A 23,834-nucleotide genomic window follows, 5' to 3' on the forward strand; every position below is an offset into this window, starting at 1 on the left:
ACATTAAGTGCTCTCCGGCTCGTGCGGAACTCGCGATCGACTTCGCATGCCGCCGAGCAGCCGGGGCAGACGTGGGGTTCAAAGATTTTCAAAAAAGCGGTCGGCGCGCAGGTGCGCCGACCGCCGATATATGGGGTCTGATATTTTCTACCAGCCGGTTCCTCTTACTCGTCGAGGAGATCCTCTGGCATGTCGTTGCCGTCGCCTAGGTCGACTGGGGCCTCTTCGGCATCGGCTGCGGCCTCGGCACCTTCGCCTTCGGGCTTCTCCTTGGCGGCTGTCATGCGGGCCACGGCGCATACGCGGTCGTTATCGTCGACGGTCATCATCTTGACGCCCTGGGTGGCGCGACCGGTTTGGCTGATCTCGTCGGTCTTGACGCGAATGACCGTCGCGCCCTCCGTCACGATGAACAGCTCATGCTGCGGGCCCACCGTCTTCATGGCTGCGAGGTTACCCTTGCGCTCGGTCATCTGGATGGTGTAGACGCCCTGACCGCCGCGGTTCTGCTCCGGGTAGTCCGCAACCGGCGTGCGCTTGCCGTAGCCGCGCTCGGTGATGACGAACAGGTCGCCATTGCCGTTGGTGACTTCCATGCCCAGAACGCTCACGCCTTCCTTCATGCCAATGCCGCGAACGCCGCTGGTATCGCGACCGGTGGCGCGCACCTGGTCCTCGGGGAACATAATCGCCTTGCCCGCGGTGGTTGCCATGATGATCTTGTCGCCCTCGCGCACGCGACGTACAGCGAGCAGTGCGTCGTCGTCCCTCAGGTTGATGGCGATCAGGCCGTCGCGGCGGCTACGGTCGTAGGCGCTCATCACGGTCTTCTTGACCATGCCGCTCTTGGTGGCAAACATCAGGTACTCGTCGGCGGGGAACTCGCGGCAGCTGATGACGCTCGCGATCTTCTCGCCCTCTTCGAAAGGCAGCAGGTTGACGATCGCGGTGCCGCGGGCCTGGCGCGTGCCAACCGGCAGCTCGTGCACCTTCAGGCGATAGACCTTGCCCTTGCTCGAGAAGAACAGCACGTACTCGTGCGTGGATGCGATAAACATCTCGTCGATGACATCGTCCTCTTTGAGGTTGACGCCCGACACGCCCTTGCCGCCGCGCTTTTGGGCGCGGTAGGCGGCCACCGGGATGCGCTTGACGTAGCCGGTGTGGGTGATGGTCACGACCATGTCCTCGTCGGCAATCAGGTCTTCGACGTCCAGGTCCTTCTCGACATGGCTGATCTCGGTGCGGCGCTTGTCGCCGAACTTCTTGGAGATCTCGCGCATCTCTTCCTTGATGACGCCCAGGATTTTCTCCTCGTGCGCCAACAGGTCCTCGTAGTAGGCGATGGCGCGGCGCAAGCCGTCCAGCTCTTCCTGAATCTTGTCGCGCTCCAGGCCGGTCAGGCGGCGCAGCTTCATCTCGAGGATGGCCGTGGTCTGCTCGGGCGTAAAGCCAAAACGCTCGATCAGGCGACCGCTGGCCTCAGAGTCGGTCTGCGAGGAGCGGATGATGCTGATGACCTCGTCGATATGGTCGAGAGCCATCAGGTAGCCCTCGAGGATATGCGCACGCGCCTGGGCCTTCTTAAGGTCAAAGCGGGTGCGGCGGGTGACGACGTCGACCTGGTGGTCGATGTAGTGCTGCAGCATCTCGCGCAGGCTCAGGCATTTGGGAACGCCGTTGACAAGCGCCAGGTTGTTGGCGCCGAAGGTCGTCTGCAGCGAGGTGTACTTGTACAGGTTGTTGAGCACGACCTGCGGGATAACGCCCTTCTTGAGCTCGATGACCAGACGGATACCCTTCTGGTTGGACTCATCGCGCATATCCGAGATACCCTCGATGCGCTTGTCGTTGACGAGTTGGGCGATCTTCTCCTGCAGGGTGCCCTTGTTGACCATGTAGGGAATCTCGGTAAAGACCAGGCGGCTACGGCCGGTCTTGGTGGACTCCACATGAGCCTTGGCGCGCACGGTGATGGAGCCGCGACCGGTCTCGTAGCTCTGCTTAATGCCGGCACTGCCCATGATGATGGCACCGGTGGGGAAGTCCGGACCGGGCATGATCTGCATGAGCTCATCGACGGTGGCGTCGGGGTTGTCGATCAGGTAGCACGTGGCCTCGATCGCCTCGGTGAGGTTGTGCGGGGCGATGTTGGTGGCCATGCCGACGGCGATGCCCTGGCTGCCGTTGACCAGCAGGTTGGGGAAACGCGCGGGCAGTGCCTGAGGCTCGGCGAGCGACTCGTCGTAGTTGGGCTGCCAGTCGACGGTGTCCTTCTGCAGGTCACGCAGGAGCTCCATGGCGGGCTTTGCCAGGCGGCTCTCGGTGTAACGCATGGCGGCGGCGCCGTCGCCGTCGATGTTGCCGAAGTTGCCGTGACCGTCGATGAGCGGCGTGCGCATGGAGAACCACTGCGCCAGGCGGACCATGGCCTCATAGACCGCGGAGTCGCCATGCGGGTGGTACTTACCGATAACTTCGCCGACCGTCCAGGCCGACTTCTTGTGCGGACGGTTGGGGTAGATGCCGCTCTCGTTCATCGCGTACAGGATGCGGCGGTGCACCGGCTTTAGGCCGTCGCGCACGTCCGGCAGGGCGCGCGCCGTGATGACCGACATCGAATACTCGATAAACGACTGCTTCATCTCGCGACCGAACTCCGAAATCTGGAGCTGGCCGCCATTGATATCCTCGCCGGCCGAGGCGCCACGGTCGACTTCGCCAAAGCTCTCCTCGAGCTCACCGTCGTCCTCTTCCTCGTCATCATCGGCATCGGGGTTATAGGCGTCCGGATCGCCGTCCTCGCCCTGCTCAGCACGGGCAAGCAGGCGCCTCAGATCGTCGGGCATGCCGGCGTCGCCGGCCTCGCCCATGCCCTCGTTATTGTTGATATCGTCTGCCACGTTACCTCCTCATGGTTTGCGTGGTCCATTAGTTCCCTACCACGGAGACGGATTACCGGGAATGCCGGATAACCCTCCTAGGTTTTCCAGGTGCCCCAGGTTGCCCTGAAGGATGAGGGCGCACGCCTTGCGTGCGGCGCCCGAAATCCTGAAGGGCAAGATGGGGTGCCTGGGAAAGCTAGGCGTCTAGGAAGCGTGCGTCATGCGCGTGCTTCTCGATGTACTCGCGGCGATAGCCGACCTCGGAACCCATCAGCTCGCGCACGGCGCGGTCCGCCACCACGGCGTCCTCGATCGACACGCGCTGCAGGATGCGGGTCTTGGGATCCATCGTCGTCGAGGCAAGCTGCTTGGGGTCCATCTCGCCCAGGCCCTTGTAGCGCTGGACGGTATAGCCCTTGCGCTTCTTGGTGATCTTGCCGTCCTTGGCCTTGCCGTCCTCGTCGTTGTCGTCGGGGTTCAGGCCCAGACTCTGGATGGTGTCGCGCAGGATCTCGTCTTCGGGCTGGCGGCCGTTGGGATACACGTAGTGGATCTTGTTGCGCACCTTAATGCCAAAGATGGGCGGGCAGGCAACATAGACGTAGCCGGCATCGATCAGCGGACGCATGTACTTGTAGAAGAACGTCAGCAGCAGGATGCGGATATGCGCACCGTCGACGTCCGCATCGGTCATGATGATGATCTTGTGGTAGCGCGCCTTGGTGATATCGAAGTCGCCGCCGTCGCCGGCACTCGTCGTGACACCGCAGCCGATCGCGGTAATCAGCGACTGGATGGTGTCGCTCGAGAACGCGCGATGGTCACCAACGCGTTCGACGTTCAGAATCTTGCCGCGCAGGGGCAGAATCGCCTGGATGTCTCGGCGACGGCCATCCTTGGCCGAACCGCCTGCCGAGTCACCCTCTACGATGAAGAGCTCGGTCAGCTCGGCATCGCGCACCGAGCAGTCAGCGAGCTTACCGGGCAGGGACGCCGTCTCGAGCAGGCTCTTGCGGCGGGTCGCCTCGCGCGCCTTGCGGGCGGCGTTGCGCGCCTTGCAGGCCTGTTGCGCCTTCTTGACGATCTCGCGGGCGGGCTTGGGATGCTCCTCCAAGTAATCGGCGAGGCCGTCGGTCACGATCTTGAGCGTGAGCGCGCGCATATAGGAGCTACCGAGCTTTGCCTTGGTCTGGCCCTCAAACTGCGGATCGGGCAGCTTGACCGAGATAACGGCCGAAAGGCCCTCGCGCACATCGTCGCCGGTCAGGTTGGCGTCTTTTTCCTTGAGCAGGTTCTGTTTGCGCGCGTAGTCGTTGATCACGCGGGTGAGCGCGGTGCGGAAGCCCTCAAGGTGCATGCCGCCCTCGGGAGTGTAGATGTCGTTGGCGAACGACATGACGTTCTCGCCGTAGCCGCTATTCCACTGCAGGGAAACCTCAACCTCGCCCATCTTGGCCACAGGCGCGTCCGGATCCGATTTGCCCTCGATGTAGATGGGCTCCTTAAAGGCCTCAGGGACGTCCTTGCCCTCGTTGAGAAACTTGACGAAGTCGACGATGCCGCCCTCGTAGCAAAACTCCTCCACGTGGGGAGTCGCCTCGCGCTCGTCGGTCAGCACGATTTTGAGGTTCTTATTGAGGAACGCCGTCTCCTGCAGACGGTTGTACAGCGTATCGAAATCGTAGATGCAGGTCTCGAAGATCTCGTCGTCGGGCCAGAAGGTGACGGTGGTACCCGTCGAATCCGAGGTGCCCACGACCTCCATCTTCTTGACGGTCTTGCCGCGCGAGAACTCCATCTCGTAGGTGTTGCCATCGCGACGAACCTGAACGACCACGCGCTTGGACAGTGCGTTGACGACGGAGATGCCCACGCCGTGCAGGCCGCCCGAGACCTTATAGGCCGAGTTATCGAACTTACCGCCGGCGTGCAAGATCGTCATGACGACCTCGAGCGTCGGGATCTTTTTAACAGGGTGCTCGTCGACGGGGATGCCGCGCCCGTTGTCGACGACCGTGATGGAGTTGTCGGCGTGGACCGTCACCTGGATCTCGGTGCAGAAACCGGCCATGGCCTCGTCGACGGAGTTGTCAACGATCTCCCACACCAGGTGATGCAGACCGCTGGCGCTCGTCGAGCCGATATACATGCCCGGGCGCTTACGAACGGCCTCGAGACCTTCGAGAATCTTAATCTCGCCGCCATCGTAATCGTTTTCGTTTGCCACACGTCCTCCTTCAGTCAAGAAAATGTGTACAGCCTTACTAGTTTATCGTAAAAAAATACCCTCGGGAACGAGGGTATTTGGCTCTACAAGGCCACCAGATGCGATTTAAGGCTCTTTTTTGCTTTGCACGCCCTTGGCCCACTCGGCACTGGCTCTCATGGCATTCTCGAGGGCCTCGCGCAGTTTTTGGTCTTCGATGGGCGCCACTTGGCGCTCAATCTCGGTGCGCTCGGCCTCACTTAGGTCGACATGCGGGGCCGGCGGTCGCTCGGTCGTCGCCGGGCGCAGGCGCTCCTTGGCGGCGGGCGGCGTGTGACCGGGTGCGGTGGTTTTGAACACCAGGCCGTCCACATGCGCACCGGCGCGCTCCATGCGCGCGCGGATGATCTCGCGCAACAGCGTCATTTCCTGCGTCCACGAGGGCGAGTCGAGATACACCAGCAGCTCATTGGACTCGGGCAGGTAACGCAGTCCCGTCACATGCCGCCCCTCGCGCGTGCCCGAGCACACCGCGTTCCATGCGCAATAGACCGTGCGCGACTCCTCGGCGGCCTCCATCTGCGCACGGCGCTTAGGCGTTGCAGCCGCCAGGATGCGCTGGCGCTCTGCGTTCAAAAACCCGCTGAAGGCGACTGTCTCGCTCTCGCGCTCGTAATTAGCACGTCTCACCCATGCTCACCACCTTGGCTCGATCAAGCAGGTCATCGGTAAAGTACCCCAGGTTGGTCGTGGTTATGACCGTCTGGATATCATCGCCAATCAGCCGCAGGAAAGCGCCGCGACGCTCGCCGTCGAGCTCGCTCATCACGTCGTCCAGAAGCAGCAGTGGGGCGGTGCCCAGGACATCGCGAGCCACGGCAACCTCGGCCACCTTCCAGGACAGCACCAGCGTGCGCTGCTGTCCTTGGCTGGCAAATGAACGGGCGGAGCGACCAGCCACGGTGAACTCGATCTCGTCGCGATGCGGTCCCACCAACGTCACGCCGCGGCGAATTTCCTCGTCGGCATGCTCGTCAAGGGCAGCCAGCATGCGCTCGTACGCCCAACCCTTCAGCTCTTCGCGATCCTCGACCTGGGGCAAATCCCCCAGCGTGGACGCATAGGTCACGTTGGCAGCCTCGCCGGACGCCACTTGCCCGTAGGCAGTGTGCACATGGCCCGCCAGCCGGTCGAGTAGGGCCAACCGGTGCACGAGCAGGGCCGAGCCCGCGCGAGCAATCGAATCGTTCCACGCGCCGAGCATCTCGCGACAGCACCAGGTCTCCTTGAGCAGGGCGTTACGCTGGGTCACGCAGCGCCCATAGGTGCTCGCAAGATCGGCATAACGCGCGCTCAGCTGCATGCCAAAGTCATCGAGGGCGGCGCGGCGCACACTGGCGCCTCGCTTAACCATGTCCAGATGGTCGGGGCAAAACAGCACGCTCGGCAGAATCCCGCGCACACCGGCGGCAGAGCATCTCTTGCCGTTGCGACTAAACGAGCGCTTACCGTCCTCCGCGCTCAATCCCATATCAAGCACGCGGCCGTCGCCCTCGAGCCTCAGCTCGATCTTGCACGAGCCCACGCCGTCATGGACGAGCTCGGCTGCGGTCGGATGCCTAAACGAGGCGCCGCTCGTCAGCAGCTGCAGCGCCTCTATGAGATTGGTCTTTCCCGCCGCGTTGGGTCCCGCAAGTATCGTCACGCCCTCGTCCAGGGCAAGGCGATAGCTATCGAAGCTGCGGTAGTGCGCGACGGAAAGACCGCGGGCGAACATGGTCATGGCGCAGCGCTAGATGCGGACCGGCATGACCAGGTACAGGTAGTTGATCTTGTCGTAGGACTTGAAGATGCCCGCCTGCGAGTAGCTCTTGAGCTCCAGCGTGATCTCCTTCTCCTTGGACAGGGCATTGAGGCAGCCGAAGATGTAGTGGTAGTTGAAGGCGATGGTACCCGACTCGCCCTCAGCCTCGACATCGATCGTCTCCTGCGCAAGGTCCTGGTCATTGGAAATGGAGGACAGGCCCATCTGCCCGTTCTCGACATCGATCTCGAACTTGACGGCGGGGTTGGCGCTCGCGATAACGGCCACGCGCTTGAGGGCGGCGTTAAAGGCGGCGACATCGATCTTGACGCTCGTCACGCACGAATCGGGGATGAGCTGCTTGTAGTTGGGGTACACGCCCTCGATGCGACGCGACACGTAGGTGGTGTTGCCGGCCTCGAAGACGACCTGGGTGTCGGTAGCCCCGATCATGATGGTCGCCTGGCTGGCCATGATGTTCAGCGCGTCGTTAAAGGCGTCAGCCGGAACGTTGAGCTCAAAGGAGCCCTCGAGGGTCGAGGTCTCGACCTGCGTATCGCACACGGCCAAGCGGAAGGAATCGGTCGCCACCAGGCGTACGGTGTTGTTCTCGACCTTCATGTGCACGCCGCCCAGGATGGGGCGAGCCTTGTCGGTCGAGGTGACGCGCCACACGCGGCCGACCATTTCGGACAAGACATCGGTCGGCAGCTCCACGGCACTCTCGATGGCATAGGCCGGAAACTCGGGGAAGTCATTGGCATCGAGCGTGTTCAGCCTAAAAGAGCTCTTCTCGCAACCAATCAGCACCTGGCGCTCGGACAGCTCAAAGGTGACCGGGGCATCGGGGAGGGTCTTGGTGATATTGGAGAGCATCTTACAGGGGATAACCATCTCGCCCTCTTCTTCGACATGCGCCGCGATGCGATGACGGATCGAGATAGTGTAGTTAGAGGTCTGGAATTCCAAGATGCCGTCTTGGGCCTTAACGAGCACGCCCGACAGGATGGGAAGGGTGGATGCCGAAGCGACACCCTTCATAACGACGCCGATGGCTTGTGTAAGCGAGCTCTGGCTGACGGTGAACTTCATCTTTTAATACCTTTCTATAGATATAAATATCTTAATAATAGTAATAGCACTGACGAAACTGTTGATTACTCCCAAAGACGCAGGTCAGACCCAGAAAGAGAATCGACAGCAACCTGTGTGCAACAGGGGTGGTTTTCCACGTTCAAAACCTGCGCAAAACTTTTCATCACCGCGGGTTGGGTTTTAGACACCTTATGCCCGTGGTTTCGACAAGTTTTCAACAGGTGTCTCTATTTCCCTACGAGCGCAGTGTAATTTTATCGCGCAGCGACTTGAGGTCTTCGGTGACGGTGCGGTCTTCCTGGATCATCTTCTGGACCTTTTTGTAACTCGTGCTGACGGTCGAGTGGTTGCGGTTGCCAAATTCGGCGCCCACCGCCGTGGTCGTCATCTCGCACATCTCGATGGCCAGGTAGATAGCGATATGGCGTGCTTTGGCGATATTGGCGTTGCGACGCGGGCCGATGAGCTCCTCGTGCGTCACGCCGTACTGCTCTTCGATGACGGACTGAACCGTCTGGACGTTGATCTTTTTGGCCGATGTGTCAAAGTACTGGCTGGCGATGGCGTCGATATCGTCAAAGGTGAGCTCCCCGCCCTCGCGCTCGCGGTCGCCCGCCTCGCCGGCGCAGCGCTCGCAAAAGCTCTCGAGTTCGCGGATGTTGGTGCCCGAGACCTCGGCCATGTGTTTAAAGTGCTCGTCGGTTAGGTGCCCGCCGTCGCCCCCATAGGCCGCCAGCAGCGAGTCGTCGCCTGCCTCGGGAGCGGCGACGATGGTGTTCTCGTAATAGCGCTGCAAGATCTTGTATTTCATCTCGTAGCTGGGCTCTGCGACCAGGCAGAGCATGCCGGCGTTGAAGCGGCTGGTCAGACGCTCGTCCATGCTCAGGTCCTTGGGGGCGCGGTCTGCCGCGATGACGACCTTCTTGTTGTTGCGGATGAACTCGTCCATGAGCTGGAAAAAGTAGTCCACGCTCGCGCGCTTGCCGATGATGTTTTGGATGTCGTCGATGATGAGCACGTCCACGCCGTGGTACGCCTGCATGATGGGGGCGTTGCTCTTCTTTTGGCGGTCGAACTCGGTCATCAGGTCGTCCAGATATGCCTGGGAGTTGGCATACTTGACCTTGATCTCGGGCGACTTTTCGGCGAGCTCGTTTTTGATGGCAAGCAGCAGGTGCGTCTTGCCCAGGCCCGATTTGCCGTAGATGAACAGTGATGTGCACGTGCCCCGCTCGTCCGCGAGGGCGGCAAACTTGAGTGCCGAGCGATAGGCATGGCTGTTCTCGGGGCCGTAGACAAAGTTCTCAAAGGTAAATTTTGAGTTCGCGGCGAGCGGGGCTCCATCCGTATTCTGTTCGGCCGGCGCGGTCGGTGCTGGCATGGGTGAAGCGGGGGTCGCAGCTTGCGTGGATTTAGTTGGCGCTCCGCCCTTCATCTGGTTCATCATGCGACGAAAATCATCGGCCGAGAGCGTGTTCTTGATTGCAATGCCCGAATCCGCGCCCGTCGTTGCGTCGTGAGCGATGGGCATGTGCGTGACGGGTGCGTTCGTTGACGTCGCCGCCGCGGTCGGCAACGGTGCCATGGTTTCACGGGAAACATCGCTGTGCTGGTGCCCGATTGTCGGCACGTCGCCTGCGGAGGCCGGCGCCGCCGGGGAAGCAGCGGGAGCCGTGGCAGGCGCCGTCGCGGCAGCGGATTCCGCTGCGGTGCCTTGTGGTGCCACGATGTCGAGCGCGATCGGCGCAAAGGCGATTTCTTCCAGATAGGCCTCAATAGTCGGCTGATGCTTTTTGAGCTGCGCGACGGCAAAGCGCGAGGGGGCCTCGATCGTGAGCGTATCTTCGGTCAGGCTTATGGCGCGCGATTGCCCCAGCATGTTGATGAGGCGTGCATCTCGGCCGTCGCGCTGGCAAAAGGCGATGGCATCCCCCAGGATGATGCTTGCTTCCTCGTCCACTGTCTCTCCCGTTCTTTAGCTCTGAGCTCGCACGCGAGCGGCGCCGAGTTCGGTCAGATGGTATTTCTGGCCATGCTTGATGACCAAGCCGGCCTGCGCCAAGTCATTGAGCGTGCGTGACCAAGTGGGGGCCGAGTTTCCAAACGCCCTCGCCAGATCGGTAGCACCGCACGCTTGATTTTGCGCCAGATAGCCCAGCGCGGCGTTGCCGCGATCGCTTACGAACACGTCCGGTTGTGGCTGCGCATACTGATTTGCTGCATTAGGATACATCATTTGAGCTGCTGGTTGTTGAGAACTCTGCATCGGCGGCATTTGCTGTTGAAAACTTTGAGGCCACTGTTGGTAAGGCTGCGGAGGCATCTGCTGGGCCCAGGGGTTGTACTGCTGCTGCGGCATCTGCTGGTACGGCTGTTGATATCCCTGCTGGTACTGCTGCGGGAACTGCTGGCCATACCCCAGTGGCGGCATCTGCTGATATGGATATCCCTGTTGGTACGGCTGATAGCCCATTTGCTGGCCACCCGGTGCCCCCGTCACCTGCTGCATTGCTGCTGTATCCTGATCCGCCAGCGGCATGGCCTCTGGCACGTTTGGCGGCATCGACATCGACGCCGCCTGGGGCTCTTGTGTAGGAAGCATTCCGGGCTGCTGCATCTGTCCCACGCGGGGCTGCATCTGTTGCGTTGCCATGGGCTGCTGCGCAAAAGCTCCCGGCAGGGGATATGCGGGCTGCTCCGTCTCGGGCCGCACGGCAGCACCGCGCCCGCCGGCGCGTTCGATTTCCTGCACGCGTTTAGGGTCCAGGCTTACCGTAACCACGGTGCCGTTGCCCATATTGTCCTCGATGGACACGGCCCCGCCGGCGTTTTCCAAATACTCCTGCACCATGGGAAACCCTGCTCCGGTTCCACGGATATAGCGCTTCATCTTGCTGTTTGCGCTGGTAACGCCAAAGTCGAAAGCGCGCTCCTTGTCGTCGATGCCGGGTCCTTGATCAGCAAAGCGGATAGTGTCTCCGCCGTCCAGAATCGAGATTATGGGCTCGGCAAAGTGTGCGTGGATAAAGTTTTCGACAATCTCGCGGATGACCATGAGCGAGATGTGGCCACCTTGCTCTTTCATACACTGGTAGACGGTGTTGGTCGTCTCTTCCAAATACGTGCGGACATCTTGCGGATCAATGACGATCACACGCGGTGTCGACAGCATGTCGTCATAGACGGCGATGCGCGCGGCGTACATGGCTTTTGGCGCCTGCGTGGTCGTCTGCTCGCCTTCCTTACGCTCTTCGCGCACGCCGGTGATGTGCTCGTTGTCGGGTGCCGGGTCTCCGGAATCGACCATGGTGTAAAAGTCGTCAGACATGCCGCTCGCAATCTTTCAAAAGGTTTCGAACAAATAGTAGCTCACCGTGCAATGTTTCTCATCTTTCGACAACTTTTCAAAATCTGTTGAAAACTTTGGAAAACGGACGAAAAGTTCTCAACATTGCCAACATGACCTGTTGAAAACTCGATGAAATATCGTGAAAAGTTGCCATGCACCGCTAAATCGAGCTCGGCTTATGGGGGAACCGTGTGAACTGCGCAACCTTTTACCTTTGATTTCTTGACATTTGAACATTGATTTCCCTACAATCTTCAAGCTCACGTGTCTATATCTGCGTCCGCGCCCCCGCGGACACTCGAAATGCAGCAGGAGGAACTTAAGATGAAGCGTACGTATCAGCCTAATAAGCGTAAGCGTGCCAAGACCCATGGCTTCCGTGCCCGTATGGCCACCAAGGGTGGTCGTGCCGTGCTCGCCCGTCGTCGCGCCAAGGGCCGCAAGCGTCTCACTGTCTAGCAGCGATACACACATCTCGCATGAAGACTATTAAGTCTCGGCAAGATTTCGAGCATGTGTTCAGTCAGGGGCGCCGTTTCAATCACCCTCTGATTCGAATGACCATATGTGAATCGGTTGGCGAAGGCGACTCCGGAAGGGTCGCCTTCGTTGGTGCTAAACGGCTCGGTTGTGCTGTCGTGCGCAACCGTTCTAAGCGTGTGATGCGCGAGGCCGCCCGCAGCTGTGGATTTCCCGTTGCGGGTTATGACATCATCTTGTTCGCAACTCCCAAGACGAGGGTTTCCTCGCCGCAGGAGATGGACAATGCATTGCGTTCGCTTATGAAACGCGCCGGCGTTGCCGGGGAGGAGCGATGAGCAATCACGTTTTGCGACGTGTTGCCATCGCTCCTATTCGCATATATCAACAGGTTATTTCGCCCTTATTGCCTGACGCCTGCATTTATTACCCAACGTGCTCGCAATACGCCGTCCAGGCGATTGAGAAGTACGGTGTTTTGAGAGGCTGCTGGCTTGCCGTGAGGCGCATCGCTCGCTGCAATCCCCTGCACGTCGGCGGTTATGACCCTGTGCCCTAGCGGGCACTCGCTATCGGAGGAAAACTTACATGTGGGATTGGATCGTTAACATCCTTTTCGAGCTGCTCAAGCTCATCCAGACCTTTGCGGTCGACTGGGGCCTGTCCATCATCATCCTGGTGGTCATCATCCGTCTGCTGCTGACGCCGCTTATGCTCAAGTCGACCAAGTCGACGGCTCGCATGCAGGTGCTGCAGCCCAAGATGCTCGAAATCCAGGAGCGCTATGCCGACGATCCCCAGCGTCAGGCCGAGGAAATGCAGAAGTTCTACAGCGAGAACAAGTTCAACCCGATGGCTGGTTGTCTGCCGCTGTTGATTCAGATGCCTGTCCTGTTCGCCCTATTTACGCTGCTGCGTAACCTGCCGGACTACTTTAACGACGGCACGTTCTCGTTCTTTAATATTCTGCCCGACCTGACCACCACGCCGAGTGCCTCCTTTGCCGATGGCTTTATGGTCGCGCTGCCTGCGCTGGTCTGCCTGATCCTGTTCGCTGTCCTGACCCTGATTCCGCAGCTCTATATGTCGCGCAACCAGACCGGCCAGCAGGCTCAGAGCATGCGTATGATGGCCGTTGTCATGACGGTCATGATGCTTTGGATGGGCTGGAGCCTTCCCGTTGGTGTTCTGCTGTACTACGACGTCTCGTCTGCTTGGCAGGTTATCCAGCAGATTTTTGTGACGCAGAAGGTCATCGACAAGGCGAAGGCCGATGAGGAGGAGCGCCTTAAGAACGCGCCGCTGCAGGTTGAGGTCACTCGTCGCGAGAAGAAGCCGCGCCCGCACAAGAAGAAGTAGTGGGATATCAATCTTATTTAGGTACCTAACTTTTGGAGTACGTTATGTCTGAAGAGATCATCGAGGATATGCTTGAGGAGGTTGCCCCGCAGGTCGCGGGCGATTATCCCGAGATTGCACAGCGCTACAGGGCTGGTGAAGAGCTGACCGACGAGGAGCTCGACACCATTGCCGATGTCGCGATTTCCATCCTGCGTTCCATCCTTTCGCACTTCGATGCCGCCAACTCTCCTATCGATGAGTATGAGGGCGACGAGGGTGAGCTGATTCTGGATGTAACGGCTCCCGACCTTGCTGTTCTCATTGGCCGTCATGGTCGCACCCTTGATGCCCTTCAGGTTATGTTCTCATTGCTGGTGAGCCGCAAGCTCGGCTTTAGGTATCCGGTTGTAGTGGACGTCGAGGGATACAAGAGCCGCCGTCAGGACAAGGTTGCCTCCATGGCTCAGTCTGCTGCCGAGCGTGCCATCCGCACTCATAAGAGTGTTTCGCTTCCGCCCATGAATGCCTACGAGCGCCGACTGGTTCACATTGCACTTCGTGGCAATGACGCCGTCGATACTCATTCTGAGGGTTCTGACCCCGATCGCCATGTGGTGATTGTTGCTCGATAATCTACTCGAGCTTATGCTAAGGGGACGTGGTTTCCACGTCCCCTTTTTTTGTCAAAAGTTCTCGATACACTGATTTTTGTCAGAAAGGAGCTTTCGTTGTTAGTACTTACTGATCAGCAGGCTGACGAGATGTTGAGTCGTCTAACTTCCTATTGCAAAGAGTATTCCTTGAGCTTAACTGATACTGAGCTGAGGAAATGTATTCAACATTTGGATTTGGTTCTGGAAACAAATAAGACAACCAATCTCACCCGTATTCTTAACATAGAAGATGCTGTGGTACTTCATATCCTCGACTCACTTGTTTTGCTCCCCTATATCAATAAGGCTCCTGAGGGAGCTTTGCTCGATATGGGAACAGGTGCGGGCTTCCCTGGTATTCCGTTAACCATAACCACGCATCGTAAAGCTACTTATATTGACTCTGTTGGTAAGAAGGTTGATGCTGTCAATTCTTTTGTTGATGTTCTTGGATTGAAACATGCTCATGCGGTTCATGATCGCCTTGAAGAATATGCTCGAAGCCATAAGAAGCAGTTTTCTGTCGTAACCGCCCGCGCACTTGCCCCTCTACCGATTCTTGTTGAGTATGCGGCTCCGTTCCTCAAAGACGGAGGGCTATTTGTTATCACCAAGGGTAATCCTTCGGATGAGGAGCTTGCTTCCGGCATGTCAGCAGCTAAGATTTGCGGCTTCACTTTGCTTCTGAATGACGCAATCGATTTGCCTGAGGGCTTGGGCCACAGGGAGTTTATTGTTCTTAAGAAGAGTCATCCCGCATCCGTTTCATTGCCTCGTGCAAATGGCATGGCAAAGAAGAATCCGCTTGCCTAGATGTTTCACGTGAAACATAATGGATACTACAACTTGCAGTGTTTCACGTGAAACATGGCGGTTGATATCGAATCGGAATGTTTCACGTGAAACATCCTCCGTTTGACAGCTTTAATACACACCAGGAGGGACCGTGGGATTTCGCGACGTTAAGCGTTCTAAGAGCGCAAGAGACACGCGTATCATTGCAATCATCAATCAAAAAGGCGGCGTCGGTAAGTCAACGACGGCTGTAAACCTTGCAGCAGCACTGGGTGAGCAGGGTCGCAAGACACTGATTGTCGATTTTGATCCGCAGGGAAACAGTACCAGTGGATTTGGAATTGAAAAAGAAGAGCTTGATCAATGCATCTATGATGCATTGTTGAATGATGTGCCGGCAGAATCGCTTGTTCTTGATACAAATTGCAAAAAGGTATTCGTAATTCCAGCTACGATTCAGCTAGCAGGTGCCGAAATTGAGCTCGTAAGCGCAATTGCTCGTGAAACCCGCCTCAAAGATTTGCTTGAGCCGATTCAGGACGAGTTCGATTTTATTTTCATTGACTGTCCTCCTTCGCTCGGCCTGCTTACTATCAATGCCTTGACCGCAGCAGACAGCGTTTTGATTCCAATCCAGTGTGAGTATTACGCGCTCGAGGGCGTTACGAAGCTGCTTGAGTCAATGAAGATGGTCAAATCGCGTCTGAACAAGGGCTTAGACACCTATGGCGTGCTTATGACCATGTATGACTCACGTACTTCTTTATCGAATCAGGTTGTTGAGGAAGTTCAATCGTACTTTGGTGATAAGGCGTTTAAGACGCTGATTCCCCGTACGGTTAAAATCTCTGAAGCTCCGTCTTTTGGAGAACCGGTAATTACCTATGCACCTCAAAACAAGGGTGCAAAAGCGTATATGAACCTTGCAAAAGAGGTGATCAAGCGTGCCTAGTGCAAAGAAACGTGGTGGATTGGGACGCGGACTCAATGCTTTGGTCTCAGAGGCTGAGTATGAGACCGGTGGTTCTGCTGCATCTGCTTCAAATGCCGCATCTGAAACAAAACTACCTATTGAGGATATCGTTCCCAACCCTAATCAACCGCGAATTCACTTTAATGAAACTGAACTCCGCGAGTTGAGCGAGTCAATCCAAGAACATGGTGTTTTGCAGCCGCTCTTGGTTCGCAAGCATGGAAACGGCTATGAGATCATCGCTGGTGAGCGTCGTTACCAGGCGTCAAAGCTTGCTGGTCTTGAGGAACTGCCTGTCATCATTAAAGATGTTAATGATGAAGAGATGCTGGCTCTTGCTCTTATCGAAAACCTTCAGCGTTCTGATCTGAATCCCGTCGAAGAGGCTAAGGGCTATCGCCAGCTCATCGATGCTAGCGGCATGACCCAGGAGGCATTGTCGAAGGCCGTAAGCAAGTCACGCTCTGCAATTACAAACTCGCTGCGCCTTCTCGATCTCCCCGAAGTAGTTCAGCAGATGATTTTTGAGGGTAAACTTACTGCTGGTCACGCACGTGCGATTCTTGCAGTTCCCTATGAGGATGCTCGAATTCGACTTGCAGAGAAGGTTGTTGCGGAGGGCCTTTCCGTAAGAGCGACAGAAAATCTTGCTCCATTGTTTTCTGCCGGAGAGACACCTAAGACGCCGCGGCCTGCAACGCCTCAGTCTTTTAAAAAGGCTGCGCGTGTACTTCGTCAGGTATTTAATACCAACGTGCGTGTGAAGAGCTCGCGTGGAAAGAATAAGATTGAGATTGAGTTTAAAGACGAGGAAGAGCTCTCTCGTATTCTTGGTGAAATGATTCAGTTTGACCAAGGAGGCCAAGATGAGGAATAAGATTTTTACTGCGATTGCATTGGCGACGACTGTCGCGGCTGGTGCCTTTGCTGGCTATAAGATCGCGACAGACGATGAACTTCGAGGTCGTTTGCTTCGTGGCGCGCAAGATATCGTTGATACGTCCAAGAAGAAAATGGATGTTATGACAGAAGATGTTGCCATGCGCACTGCTCAGGTAACGAAAAATCCTAAGATTAATCAAGGTTGGGTTAGCAACCAATGGGAAAATGTAGGCTATTAGGTACCTAATAATTACCCTGCATATTTTAAGGGGCCCTTGTCTGATTTATGAGACAAGGGCCCCTTATTTTGTCCGTAAAAAATGGGAAAGGTAGCAGCTTCTCCAAAATTGAGGCCAATAAATGAAACGGCCCCGGTTGCATATCCTGCAACCGGGGCCGTTCGATGTTTCACATGAAACGTTTTGGAGTGCGACTCCCCTATGCGTTCTTCTGAACTTTAAAGCGCTGTTTCAGCTGTCCGCAAGCGGCGTCAATATCGTTACCACGGGAGTTACGAATCGTGGTCTCGATGCCACGGGACTCAAGACGACGCTGAAGATCCTCAACCTTATGAATCGGCGACGGCTTGAGCGGGCTGCCCTCGATGTCGTTAAGTTGAATCAGGTTAACGTGGCACAGCGTTCCCTCGCAGAAGTCGCAGAGTGCCTGCATCTCGGGATTCGTATCGTTGACGCCTTCGATCATGGCATACTCATAGGTCGGGCGGCGGCCAGTCTTCTCGGTGTAGAGCTGAAGCGCCTCGTGAAGGCGAAGCAGCGTGTACTTCTTAACACCGGGCATGAGCTTATTGCGCGTCGACTGGATGGCGGAATGCAGGGAAACGGCAAGCGTGAACTGCTCGGGGATATCGGCAAATTTGCGAATACCGGGAATAACGCCGCTGGTAGAGACGGTGAGGTGACGAGCGCCGATACCGATGCCATCGGGGTCGTTGAGGATGCGCAATGCCTTGAGAACCTCGTCGTAGTTGGCAAACGGCTCGCCCTGGCCCATGAAGACAACGCTTGTGGCACGCTCGCCAAAGTCGTTGGATACATGAAGCACCTGGTCGACGATCTCTTGAGCGGTCAGAGAGCGCTTGAGGCCGTTGAGACCGGTAGCGCAAAAGGCGCAGCCCATGCCGCAGCCTGCCTGGGTGGAAACGCAGACGGAAAGTTTGTTGCGACGGGGCATGCCGACAGTCTCGACGGAAATGCCATCGTGGTACTCGAGCAGATACTTGCGCGAGCCATCTTTGGAAACCTGCTTGGTGAGTTCAGTCGGCGTATCAAAGGCAAAAGCCTCTTTAAGCTGCTCACGGAAAGCCTTGGGAAGGTTGGTCATATCGTCAAACGAACAAACGTTCTTCTCAAAGACCCATTCGATGAGCTGCTTCGCGCGGAAGGCGGGCTGGCCAAGTTCGGCCACGAGCTCGCGAATATCGTTTTGGCTCAAGTCGCGAATGTCCTGAGATTTAGTCCTGGGATTCATGGAAGCCTTTCGATTTTGGGGAAACGTAGAGGGTATCGCTACAATATGGTATCAGCTGCAGAAATTATAGAGGAGGAGTCTGCCCATGCCGGGTAAAAGCCTAGAGAACATGCACGTAGCGGTCTTGGCGGGCGGTCATTCCGCCGAGCGCGAGATCTCGCTCGATTCGGGAAAGAACGTTGTGGTGGCACTGAAGGAAGCCGGCTACACCTCGGTGGAGCTGCTTGACACGGCCGCTGATGACTTTATGGTAACCATGGCGACCGGCGGATTCGATGTGGCATTTATCGCCATGCACGGCGCCGGCGGTGAGGATGGCGCCATGCAGGGTGCCATGGAGACCCTGGGTATCCCCTACACGGCCTCGGGCGTACTTGCCAGCGCCTGCGGTGCCGACAAGGAGGTCTCTAAGCTCCTATACGCCAAGGCGGGCATTCCCATTGCCCCCGGCCTTGCGCTCGAGGTGGGCGACGAAGTCGATATCGATCATATCGTCGAGGTTTGTGGCGAGCGCTGCTTTGTGAAGCCGGCCGTCAACGGTTCCAGCTATGGCATTTCCCTGGTCCATGAGCCCTCCGAGCTGCCCGCGGCAATCGCCAAGGCGTTTGAGTACGGGGACAAAGTGCTGGTCGAGAAGTGCATCGAGGGTACCGAGGTCACCGTCGGCGTATACGGCGAAGATGACGTGCGCGCCCTGCCGATTGTCGAGATTCGTAAGCCCGAGGACTGCGAGTTCTACGATCTGGACGTGAAGTATGTCGACCCTACGGATATCCATCGCATTCCGGCGCAGATTTCACCCGAGAATTACGCTCGCGCTCAGGAACTTGCCTGTGCCGCTCACAAGGCCCTCGGTTGCCTGGGTATCTCGCGCAGCGACTTTATTGTGAGCGAGGACGGCCCCGTTATCCTCGAGACCAATACCATTCCCGGCATGACCGATACGTCGCTGTATCCGGATGAGATCCGCCACACCGACGACATGACGTTCCCGCAGGTCTGTGACAGCCTGATCCGTATGGGCCTTCGTCGAGCGGGCATTGCATGCTAATCGAGGACGCGGTTTCGTCAGGAACGCCGCAGTTTGTCATCGACTCCTATGCCACGCTTGCCGACCGCGCCAAAACGCAGTCCTTCGGCCTTATCGAGGAAGATGTGATTATCCTCGATACCGAGACCACGGGTCTTTCGGTGCAGGACAACGAGCTGATCGAGATCTCGGCGGCCCGTCTTTCGGGCCGCGAGGTCATCGACCGCTTCGATACCTTCGTGCATCCCAGGCAGCTGATTCCCGCCGAGATTACCGAGCTCACGAGCATTACAAATGCCGATGTTGCAGATGCCCCGTCGGCGGTTGAGGCCGTCGCCGCTCTCGCCGATTTTGTCGGTGGCTGCCCGGTGATCGCACACAACGCCACGTTCGACCGCTCGTTTATCGAGTCGGTCAAAGGCGGCGTCAACGTGAGCGATATTTGGATCGATTCGCTGGCGCTGTCGCGCATCGCGCTTCCGCGCCTGGCCTCGCACAAGCTGTCTTTTATGGCCGATCTGTTTGGCTGCGACTCGGTATCACACCGTGCCAATGCCGACGTCGACGCTCTGTGTGGCGTATGGCGCGTGTTGCTCGTGGCGCTCACCGACTTGCCCCAGGGCCTCATGGCGCGCCTAGCCGACATGCATCCGGACGTGCCTTGGTCCTATCGTCCTATCTTCTCATTCTTGGCAGGGCAGAACCCTGGTTCTATCTTCTCTCTCAGCGCCGCTCGTGCTGACGTTCTCAAGGCCGATCGCGCCGACGATCGGGTGGACGCCGATGAACTGCCGGTTCTCAAGATGCCGAGTCGTGAGGAGATTGAGGCAGACTATGCGCCAAGTGGCCTAGTCAATCGCATGTATCCCACCTACGAGCCGCGTGATGAGCAGATCGCGATGGCGCTCGAGGTCCGCGATGCGCTGGTCACGGGCACTCATCGAGTAATTGAGGCAGGCACAGGCGTCGGCAAATCGATGGCCTATCTGGTACCTTTTGCCGAGGCAGCACGCCGTAACAACATCACGGTTGGTATTGCGACCAAATCGAATAATCTTGCCGACCAGCTCATGTACCATGAGCTGCCAAAACTTGCCGAGCAACTGGACGGCGGTCTGTCATTTTGCGCTCTCAAGGGGTATGACCACTATCCGTGCCTGCGCAAGCTTGAGGGCATGAGCCGCGGCCAGGTCGAGATTACCACCAAGCGCGATCCGGCGGACACGCTCACGGCGGTCGCGGTCATTATGGCGTACGTCTGCCAATCAGCCGATGGCGACCTCGACTCGCTCGGCATTCGGTGGCGCAGCGTCAACCGTCCCGACTTTACGACGGCCTCGCGCGAGTGCGCTCGTCGCCTCTGCCCGTTTTTCCCTGATAAATGTTTGGTCCACGGCGCTCGCCGTCGTGCGGCGCACGCCGATGTGGTGGTCACCAACCATTCCCTGCTGTTCCGCAACGTCGCGGCCGAGGGCAGGATTTTGCCTCCGATTCGTCATTGGGTAATCGACGAGGCCCATTCCATCGAGCGCGAGGCGCGCCGTCAGTGGGCGCGCGTGGTGTCGGCGGACGAATCACGCGTTCTGTTTGAGCGTCTGGGTGGCTCGAGCACCGGCGCGCTAAGCCAGGTTTCCCGTGATTTGGCAACCTCCGAGGGCTCTACGCTCTATCTGGGCCTTACTGCCAAGGCGACGTCGACGGTTGCGCGCGCGAGCATGGCAATCGCCGACGTGTTCGATGGCGTTCGCGAGCTCGGCCGCCGTGCGCGTGGGGGTTATGACAATGCCAATCTATGGATTGGCCCCGAGCTGCGCGAATCTGACGACTGGCATGATTTCTTACAGTCGGCCTACACTGGCATCGACGCATTGGAACAAGCTGACAAGAGCGTCGACGCGCTGGTGCAAGCCGTCGCCGCCGACAAGCCAGAGGTTGTTGTCGACCTGGGTGATATCTCGCGCCGCCTGCACGAGCTGGCCGAGAACCTCAAACTCATCATTGATGGCACCGATGAACACTACGTGTATTCGCTGCAGGTCAATCGCAGACTTCGTGCCGGCGGAGAGTCGATGACCGCAGAGCGCATCGACATTGGCGAGGCTTTGGCAACCGAGTGGCTACCCGAGGTTCACACGGCTATCTTTGCCTCGGCGACCATGACGGTGTCCAAAAGCTTTGAGCACTTTAACCATGCGGTCGGCCTTGATCGCATCGGTGCTTCAACGTCGTCATCGCTGCACTTGGATTCGAGCTACGACTTCGATTCGAACATGGCTGTAGTCGTTGCGGGCGATATCCCCGATCCGCGCGATCGTGAGAGCTATCTTACGGCGCTCGAGCGCGTACTGGTCGACGCCCATCTTGCCATGGGCGGATCGGTGCTCACGTTGTTCACCAATCGGCGCGACATGGAGGACCTATACGCCCGCGTTGAGCCCAAGATGGCCCGTGCGGGTCTGGAGCTCAACTGCCAGCAGCGCAACTCCTCTCCTCGTCGCCTGCGCGACCGGTTTATCAACGAACCGACCTCGTCGCTTTTTGCGCTCAAGGCCTTCTGGGAGGGGTTTGATGCCAGCGGCGAGACGCTGCGCTGCGTCATCATTCCCAAGTTGCCGTTCTCGAGCCCCACGGACCCGCTCTCGTGCGAGCGCAACCTGCGCGAAGACCGCGCATGGGCGCGCTATTCGCTGCCCGAGGCGGTGCTCGAGGTTAAGCAGGCCGCGGGGCGTTTGATTCGCTCGTCGACCGATAGCGGTGTGCTGATCTTGGCGGATCCTCGCCTGGTGACGAAGGGCTACGGAAAGAAGTTCTTAACGTCGCTGCCCACGAGCTCCTACCAGCGCATCGAATCGGCACAGATCGGTCACTATCTGCAACTGTGGCGTGCACGCCACGAGCGGCGGCGCTAAAGCGGACAGACGAGGGTTTTTGCCATATCGCACAGACGCTTTGACAGGGCGGGGTCATCCAAGATGCGGATGGCTCCGCCCGCTGCGATTATCTGGCTCAGCAGCCAACGCTCGGAGCCGTAATGCACGGTTACCGTTGCCATGTCTGTCCCGCTGCGCTCGATGAGGGTGATGCCGGCCCAGTCCAGATGCTCCGCCATATCGAATGGCATCAAGAGCTTTGCGCTACGCTGCGTCCGGGCAAGGGAATCGTGGAGGGATGCAACGTCCGGTACGTGAGGCACGACGGAGTCTTCCGTCAAGGCGAGTCCCTCGATTTTATCCATGCGATAGGTGCGCTGCTCATCGACCGCGATGTCCCAGGCAATCAGATATGTTTGGTCGCCGTTTGCTGTAATGCGCAAGGGGTCGACCAGACGCTCGCGTGGCCGCGCATCGTCCATCGAGCGATACGAGATACGACAGCGAACGCCGTCCTGAATGGCGCAGCTCAGCTGCTGCCAGTGCGACCCGTGGTTGACGGTGTCAGAGACGTGCTGGTTATAGCCGAGCTCTTCGGGTAGAAGAGCATGTCGAATTCGAGCCGCCGCCTGGGGCTCGATCCCCAACGATTCAAGTTCGTGGTTGAGCACAGCGCCCTCGGCGGCACTCAGGCGCAGCGGTAGTACACGCCCGGCGTCACCGGTGAGGACCACGCGCTCGCCGTGGCATTCGCAGATGATGCGCGCACCCGATTCTCGGTCCGCGAGCGTCGAGACGATCTCGAGAATCTCGTCGAGCGACGCCCCCGTGATGTCAAAGCGACTGCAAATCTCGTTTCGAGTCATGCCGTTCTCGCCGGCGGCGTAGAGGGCCTCCATGACGTCGATGGCGCGCGAGAGCCTCTGCTCGCTGGTGAGTTTACGCACGGGCATGCTCGTGCACCGTCCTTTCAATGAGGCGGTTCCACGCCTGCTTGAGCGATTTGGGGGCCATGGGCCTCATGCCGTCCATGGCGTGGGCCATGCAAAATGAGGCGGCGGCTTCAAGATCGCGCACGTCAACGGTCCAAGTCCATCCCGAATCGGTGTGTGCGAGCTCACCTCGCCCGCGCGTGAGGCCGTTGATCATATCGATCTGCGTCTGCGGGGCGAACGAGAACGTAGCCGCAACGGGCGGGCGGTCGGCAAAATCGAATTCAAAGAACAGGTAGTCGCTGAGGTTGAAGTCCGCAGGGATAGCGTAGGCCTTTGAGGGGCGCCAAGCGCGAACGATACGGTCGCAGCGGAATGTCCTGATGTCGTCGGTGGCATTGTCGAGGCCGCAGAAGTACGCAACGCCCTCGCGCTCGAACATGCCGTAGACGCAGACGGTACGCTCTTTCTGTTCACCGCGTCCGTTCTGATATAAAAATCGCAGCGCGCATCGCTCGGCAAAGGCGCTCCATACCGCATCGACGGTGGGAGAGCGGCGGATCAGTGCTTCGTCTACCGCCGACACGCCGGTGAGGTAGGCAATCTTGGAACGAATATCGGCAAGCGGCGCGGCAAAAGTGGATGAGCCGGCCGCTATTGTCTGGTCGATAGCGTTGAGCAGAATATCGGCGTCGTCTGCGGTGATGAGGCCGCCTGCCGCAAACGTGTGCTCGCGGTCGATTGTCCATGAGCTTTCCTCGGTCTCCTGCGCGCCGGCGGGGCGAACCTCCTTGATTAAGATGCCACGCTCGAGCAGTTTGTCACGATCGCGCCGAAACTTGCGCTTATCCGAGTCGATGTTGCCCGAGCCATATCCCAGGTCAGAATCCAAGACGATCTGCTCGGTCGTCAGCGGTTCGGGGGAGCTGTTGAGCACAAAGAAAAGATTGAGGATACGCTGAGCCGTTTTATCGAAACTGGGCTCCGAATTCCCCTTTTTAATTGTCGCGGTCGCGTCGCTTGCCGTCATAGAGTCCTCGCATGAGAA

General features: G+C 58.2%; 21 protein-coding genes. 11 read left to right on the forward strand and 10 right to left on the reverse strand.

Going from position 1 to position 23,834, the window contains the following annotated elements:
• Window positions 1-164: 164 nt before the first annotated feature.
• From gyrA to DXD16_RS08375, 7 genes are all read right to left on the reverse strand, one after another.
• On the reverse strand, window positions 165-2,873 hold the full coding sequence (gene gyrA, locus DXD16_RS08345; protein ID WP_199408190.1) for a DNA gyrase subunit A: 2,709 nt from the start codon (window positions 2,871-2,873) through the stop codon (window positions 165-167).
• Between the two features lie 208 nt (window positions 2,874-3,081).
• A complete protein-coding gene (gene gyrB / locus DXD16_RS08350) occupies window positions 3,082-5,112 on the reverse strand; it encodes a DNA topoisomerase (ATP-hydrolyzing) subunit B (RefSeq protein WP_117655787.1) in 2,031 nt (676 codons plus the stop codon).
• A gap of 105 nt (window positions 5,113-5,217) precedes the next feature.
• The gene (locus DXD16_RS08355) at window positions 5,218-5,781 is read right to left on the reverse strand and encodes a DciA family protein (protein WP_117655788.1); all 564 of its coding nucleotides are present in this window, start codon (window positions 5,779-5,781) and stop codon (window positions 5,218-5,220) included.
• On the reverse strand, window positions 5,768-6,874 hold the full coding sequence (locus tag DXD16_RS08360; protein WP_117655789.1) for a DNA replication/repair protein RecF: 1,107 nt from the start codon (window positions 6,872-6,874) through the stop codon (window positions 5,768-5,770). Before DXD16_RS08360 ends, DXD16_RS08355 begins: the two co-directional genes overlap by 14 nt.
• A 9-nt stretch (window positions 6,875-6,883) precedes the next feature.
• Window positions 6,884-7,987, reverse strand: coding sequence for a DNA polymerase III subunit beta (gene dnaN, locus DXD16_RS08365; protein ID WP_099432409.1), 1,104 nt, complete (start codon window positions 7,985-7,987; stop codon window positions 6,884-6,886).
• A 238-nt stretch (window positions 7,988-8,225) separates the two neighbouring features.
• Window positions 8,226-9,950, reverse strand: coding sequence for a DnaA ATPase domain-containing protein (locus tag DXD16_RS08370; protein ID WP_117655790.1), 1,725 nt, complete (start codon window positions 9,948-9,950; stop codon window positions 8,226-8,228).
• A 15-nt stretch (window positions 9,951-9,965) separates the two neighbouring features.
• Window positions 9,966-11,318: an ATP-binding protein gene (locus tag DXD16_RS08375; RefSeq protein ID WP_117655791.1), complete on the reverse strand. Its 1,353-nt coding sequence runs from the start codon at window positions 11,316-11,318 to the stop codon at window positions 9,966-9,968.
• A gap of 345 nt (window positions 11,319-11,663) precedes the next feature.
• Here DXD16_RS08375 and rpmH point away from each other — a divergent pair, with 345 nt between their 5' ends.
• The 9 genes from rpmH to DXD16_RS08420 all read left to right on the forward strand — a co-directional run bounded on the left by rpmH (window position 11,664) and on the right by DXD16_RS08420 (window position 16,702).
• Entirely contained in the window at window positions 11,664-11,798 is a 135-nt protein-coding gene (rpmH, locus tag DXD16_RS08380) for a 50S ribosomal protein L34 (protein ID WP_019127408.1), read from the forward strand.
• Between the two features lie 20 nt (window positions 11,799-11,818).
• Window positions 11,819-12,157: a ribonuclease P protein component gene (gene rnpA, locus DXD16_RS08385; protein ID WP_082435526.1), complete on the forward strand. Its 339-nt coding sequence runs from the start codon at window positions 11,819-11,821 to the stop codon at window positions 12,155-12,157.
• A complete protein-coding gene (yidD, locus tag DXD16_RS08390) occupies window positions 12,154-12,378 on the forward strand; it encodes a membrane protein insertion efficiency factor YidD (RefSeq protein WP_022093804.1) in 225 nt (74 codons plus the stop codon). Before rnpA ends, yidD begins: the two co-directional genes overlap by 4 nt.
• A 29-nt stretch (window positions 12,379-12,407) precedes the next feature.
• On the forward strand, window positions 12,408-13,178 hold the full coding sequence (locus DXD16_RS08395) for a YidC/Oxa1 family membrane protein insertase (protein ID WP_055251326.1): 771 nt from the start codon (window positions 12,408-12,410) through the stop codon (window positions 13,176-13,178).
• Window positions 13,179-13,222: 44 nt separating this feature from the next.
• The gene (locus DXD16_RS08400; RefSeq protein ID WP_117655792.1) at window positions 13,223-13,792 is read left to right on the forward strand and encodes a R3H domain-containing nucleic acid-binding protein; all 570 of its coding nucleotides are present in this window, start codon (window positions 13,223-13,225) and stop codon (window positions 13,790-13,792) included.
• A gap of 168 nt (window positions 13,793-13,960) precedes the next feature.
• Window positions 13,961-14,626, forward strand: coding sequence for a 16S rRNA (guanine(527)-N(7))-methyltransferase RsmG (rsmG, locus tag DXD16_RS08405; RefSeq protein ID WP_233502686.1), 666 nt, complete (start codon window positions 13,961-13,963; stop codon window positions 14,624-14,626).
• A gap of 133 nt (window positions 14,627-14,759) precedes the next feature.
• A complete protein-coding gene (locus DXD16_RS08410; RefSeq protein ID WP_117655794.1) occupies window positions 14,760-15,560 on the forward strand; it encodes a ParA family protein in 801 nt (266 codons plus the stop codon).
• Complete coding sequence (locus tag DXD16_RS08415; protein WP_199408188.1) at window positions 15,553-16,458, forward strand: ParB/RepB/Spo0J family partition protein; 906 nt, start codon at window positions 15,553-15,555, stop codon at window positions 16,456-16,458. Before DXD16_RS08410 ends, DXD16_RS08415 begins: the two co-directional genes overlap by 8 nt.
• A complete protein-coding gene (locus tag DXD16_RS08420) occupies window positions 16,448-16,702 on the forward strand; it encodes a hypothetical protein (RefSeq protein ID WP_099432405.1) in 255 nt (84 codons plus the stop codon). The genes DXD16_RS08415 and DXD16_RS08420 overlap by 11 nt, the downstream gene beginning before the upstream one ends.
• A gap of 199 nt (window positions 16,703-16,901) precedes the next feature.
• Here DXD16_RS08420 and rlmN read toward each other — a convergent pair whose 3' ends face one another.
• Window positions 16,902-17,954: a 23S rRNA (adenine(2503)-C(2))-methyltransferase RlmN gene (gene rlmN / locus DXD16_RS08425; RefSeq protein ID WP_055251319.1), complete on the reverse strand. Its 1,053-nt coding sequence runs from the start codon at window positions 17,952-17,954 to the stop codon at window positions 16,902-16,904.
• Window positions 17,955-18,039: 85 nt separating this feature from the next.
• Between rlmN and DXD16_RS08430 the strand changes: the two genes are divergently transcribed.
• Both DXD16_RS08430 and DXD16_RS08435 read left to right on the forward strand, forming a co-directional pair.
• The gene (locus DXD16_RS08430) at window positions 18,040-19,005 is read left to right on the forward strand and encodes a D-alanine--D-alanine ligase (protein WP_117655795.1); all 966 of its coding nucleotides are present in this window, start codon (window positions 18,040-18,042) and stop codon (window positions 19,003-19,005) included.
• Window positions 18,999-21,893 carry a helicase C-terminal domain-containing protein gene (locus tag DXD16_RS08435; RefSeq protein WP_117655796.1) on the forward strand — a complete coding sequence of 965 codons (2,895 nt, stop codon included), beginning with the start codon at window positions 18,999-19,001 and terminating at the stop codon, window positions 21,891-21,893. The genes DXD16_RS08430 and DXD16_RS08435 overlap by 7 nt, the downstream gene beginning before the upstream one ends.
• Here DXD16_RS08435 and DXD16_RS08440 read toward each other — a convergent pair.
• Window positions 21,890-22,807 (reverse strand): YafY family protein, encoded by a 918-nt coding sequence (locus DXD16_RS08440; RefSeq protein ID WP_117655797.1) that lies wholly within the window; start codon window positions 22,805-22,807, stop codon window positions 21,890-21,892. The genes DXD16_RS08435 and DXD16_RS08440 overlap by 4 nt on opposite strands.
• Window positions 22,794-23,816 carry a YafY family protein gene (locus tag DXD16_RS08445; protein ID WP_117655798.1) on the reverse strand — a complete coding sequence of 341 codons (1,023 nt, stop codon included), beginning with the start codon at window positions 23,814-23,816 and terminating at the stop codon, window positions 22,794-22,796. Before DXD16_RS08445 ends, DXD16_RS08440 begins: the two co-directional genes overlap by 14 nt.
• Window positions 23,817-23,834 lie beyond the last annotated feature (18 nt).

It is taken from the genome of Collinsella sp. TF11-5AC (assembly GCF_003436775.1).
GTDB lineage: Bacteria > Actinomycetota > Coriobacteriia > Coriobacteriales > Coriobacteriaceae > Collinsella.

Excerpts from the sequence above, each read along its gene's own strand:
- rpmH (WP_019127408.1), top strand. The coding sequence starts at position 11,664 with ATGAAGCGTACGTATCAGCCTAATAAGCGTAAGCGTGCCAAGACCCAT.
- rnpA (WP_082435526.1), top strand. The coding sequence starts at position 11,819 with ATGAAGACTATTAAGTCTCGGCAAGATTTCGAGCATGTGTTCAGTCAG.
- DXD16_RS08445 (WP_117655798.1), bottom strand. The coding sequence starts at position 23,816 with ATGACGGCAAGCGACGCGACCGCGACAATTAAAAAGGGGAATTCGGAG.
- DXD16_RS08395 (WP_055251326.1), top strand. The coding sequence starts at position 12,408 with ATGTGGGATTGGATCGTTAACATCCTTTTCGAGCTGCTCAAGCTCATC.
- DXD16_RS08440 (WP_117655797.1), bottom strand. The coding sequence starts at position 22,807 with ATGCCCGTGCGTAAACTCACCAGCGAGCAGAGGCTCTCGCGCGCCATC.
- DXD16_RS08420 (WP_099432405.1), top strand. The coding sequence starts at position 16,448 with ATGAGGAATAAGATTTTTACTGCGATTGCATTGGCGACGACTGTCGCG.
- dnaN (WP_099432409.1), bottom strand. The coding sequence starts at position 7,987 with ATGAAGTTCACCGTCAGCCAGAGCTCGCTTACACAAGCCATCGGCGTC.
- DXD16_RS08360 (WP_117655789.1), bottom strand. The coding sequence starts at position 6,874 with ATGACCATGTTCGCCCGCGGTCTTTCCGTCGCGCACTACCGCAGCTTC.
- yidD (WP_022093804.1), top strand. The coding sequence starts at position 12,154 with ATGAGCAATCACGTTTTGCGACGTGTTGCCATCGCTCCTATTCGCATA.
- DXD16_RS08435 (WP_117655796.1), top strand. The coding sequence starts at position 18,999 with ATGCTAATCGAGGACGCGGTTTCGTCAGGAACGCCGCAGTTTGTCATC.
- DXD16_RS08375 (WP_117655791.1), bottom strand. The coding sequence starts at position 11,318 with ATGTCTGACGACTTTTACACCATGGTCGATTCCGGAGACCCGGCACCC.
- DXD16_RS08430 (WP_117655795.1), top strand. The coding sequence starts at position 18,040 with ATGCCGGGTAAAAGCCTAGAGAACATGCACGTAGCGGTCTTGGCGGGC.
- DXD16_RS08400 (WP_117655792.1), top strand. The coding sequence starts at position 13,223 with ATGTCTGAAGAGATCATCGAGGATATGCTTGAGGAGGTTGCCCCGCAG.
- rlmN (WP_055251319.1), bottom strand. The coding sequence starts at position 17,954 with ATGAATCCCAGGACTAAATCTCAGGACATTCGCGACTTGAGCCAAAAC.
- gyrA (WP_199408190.1), bottom strand. The coding sequence starts at position 2,873 with ATGGGCGAGGCCGGCGACGCCGGCATGCCCGACGATCTGAGGCGCCTG.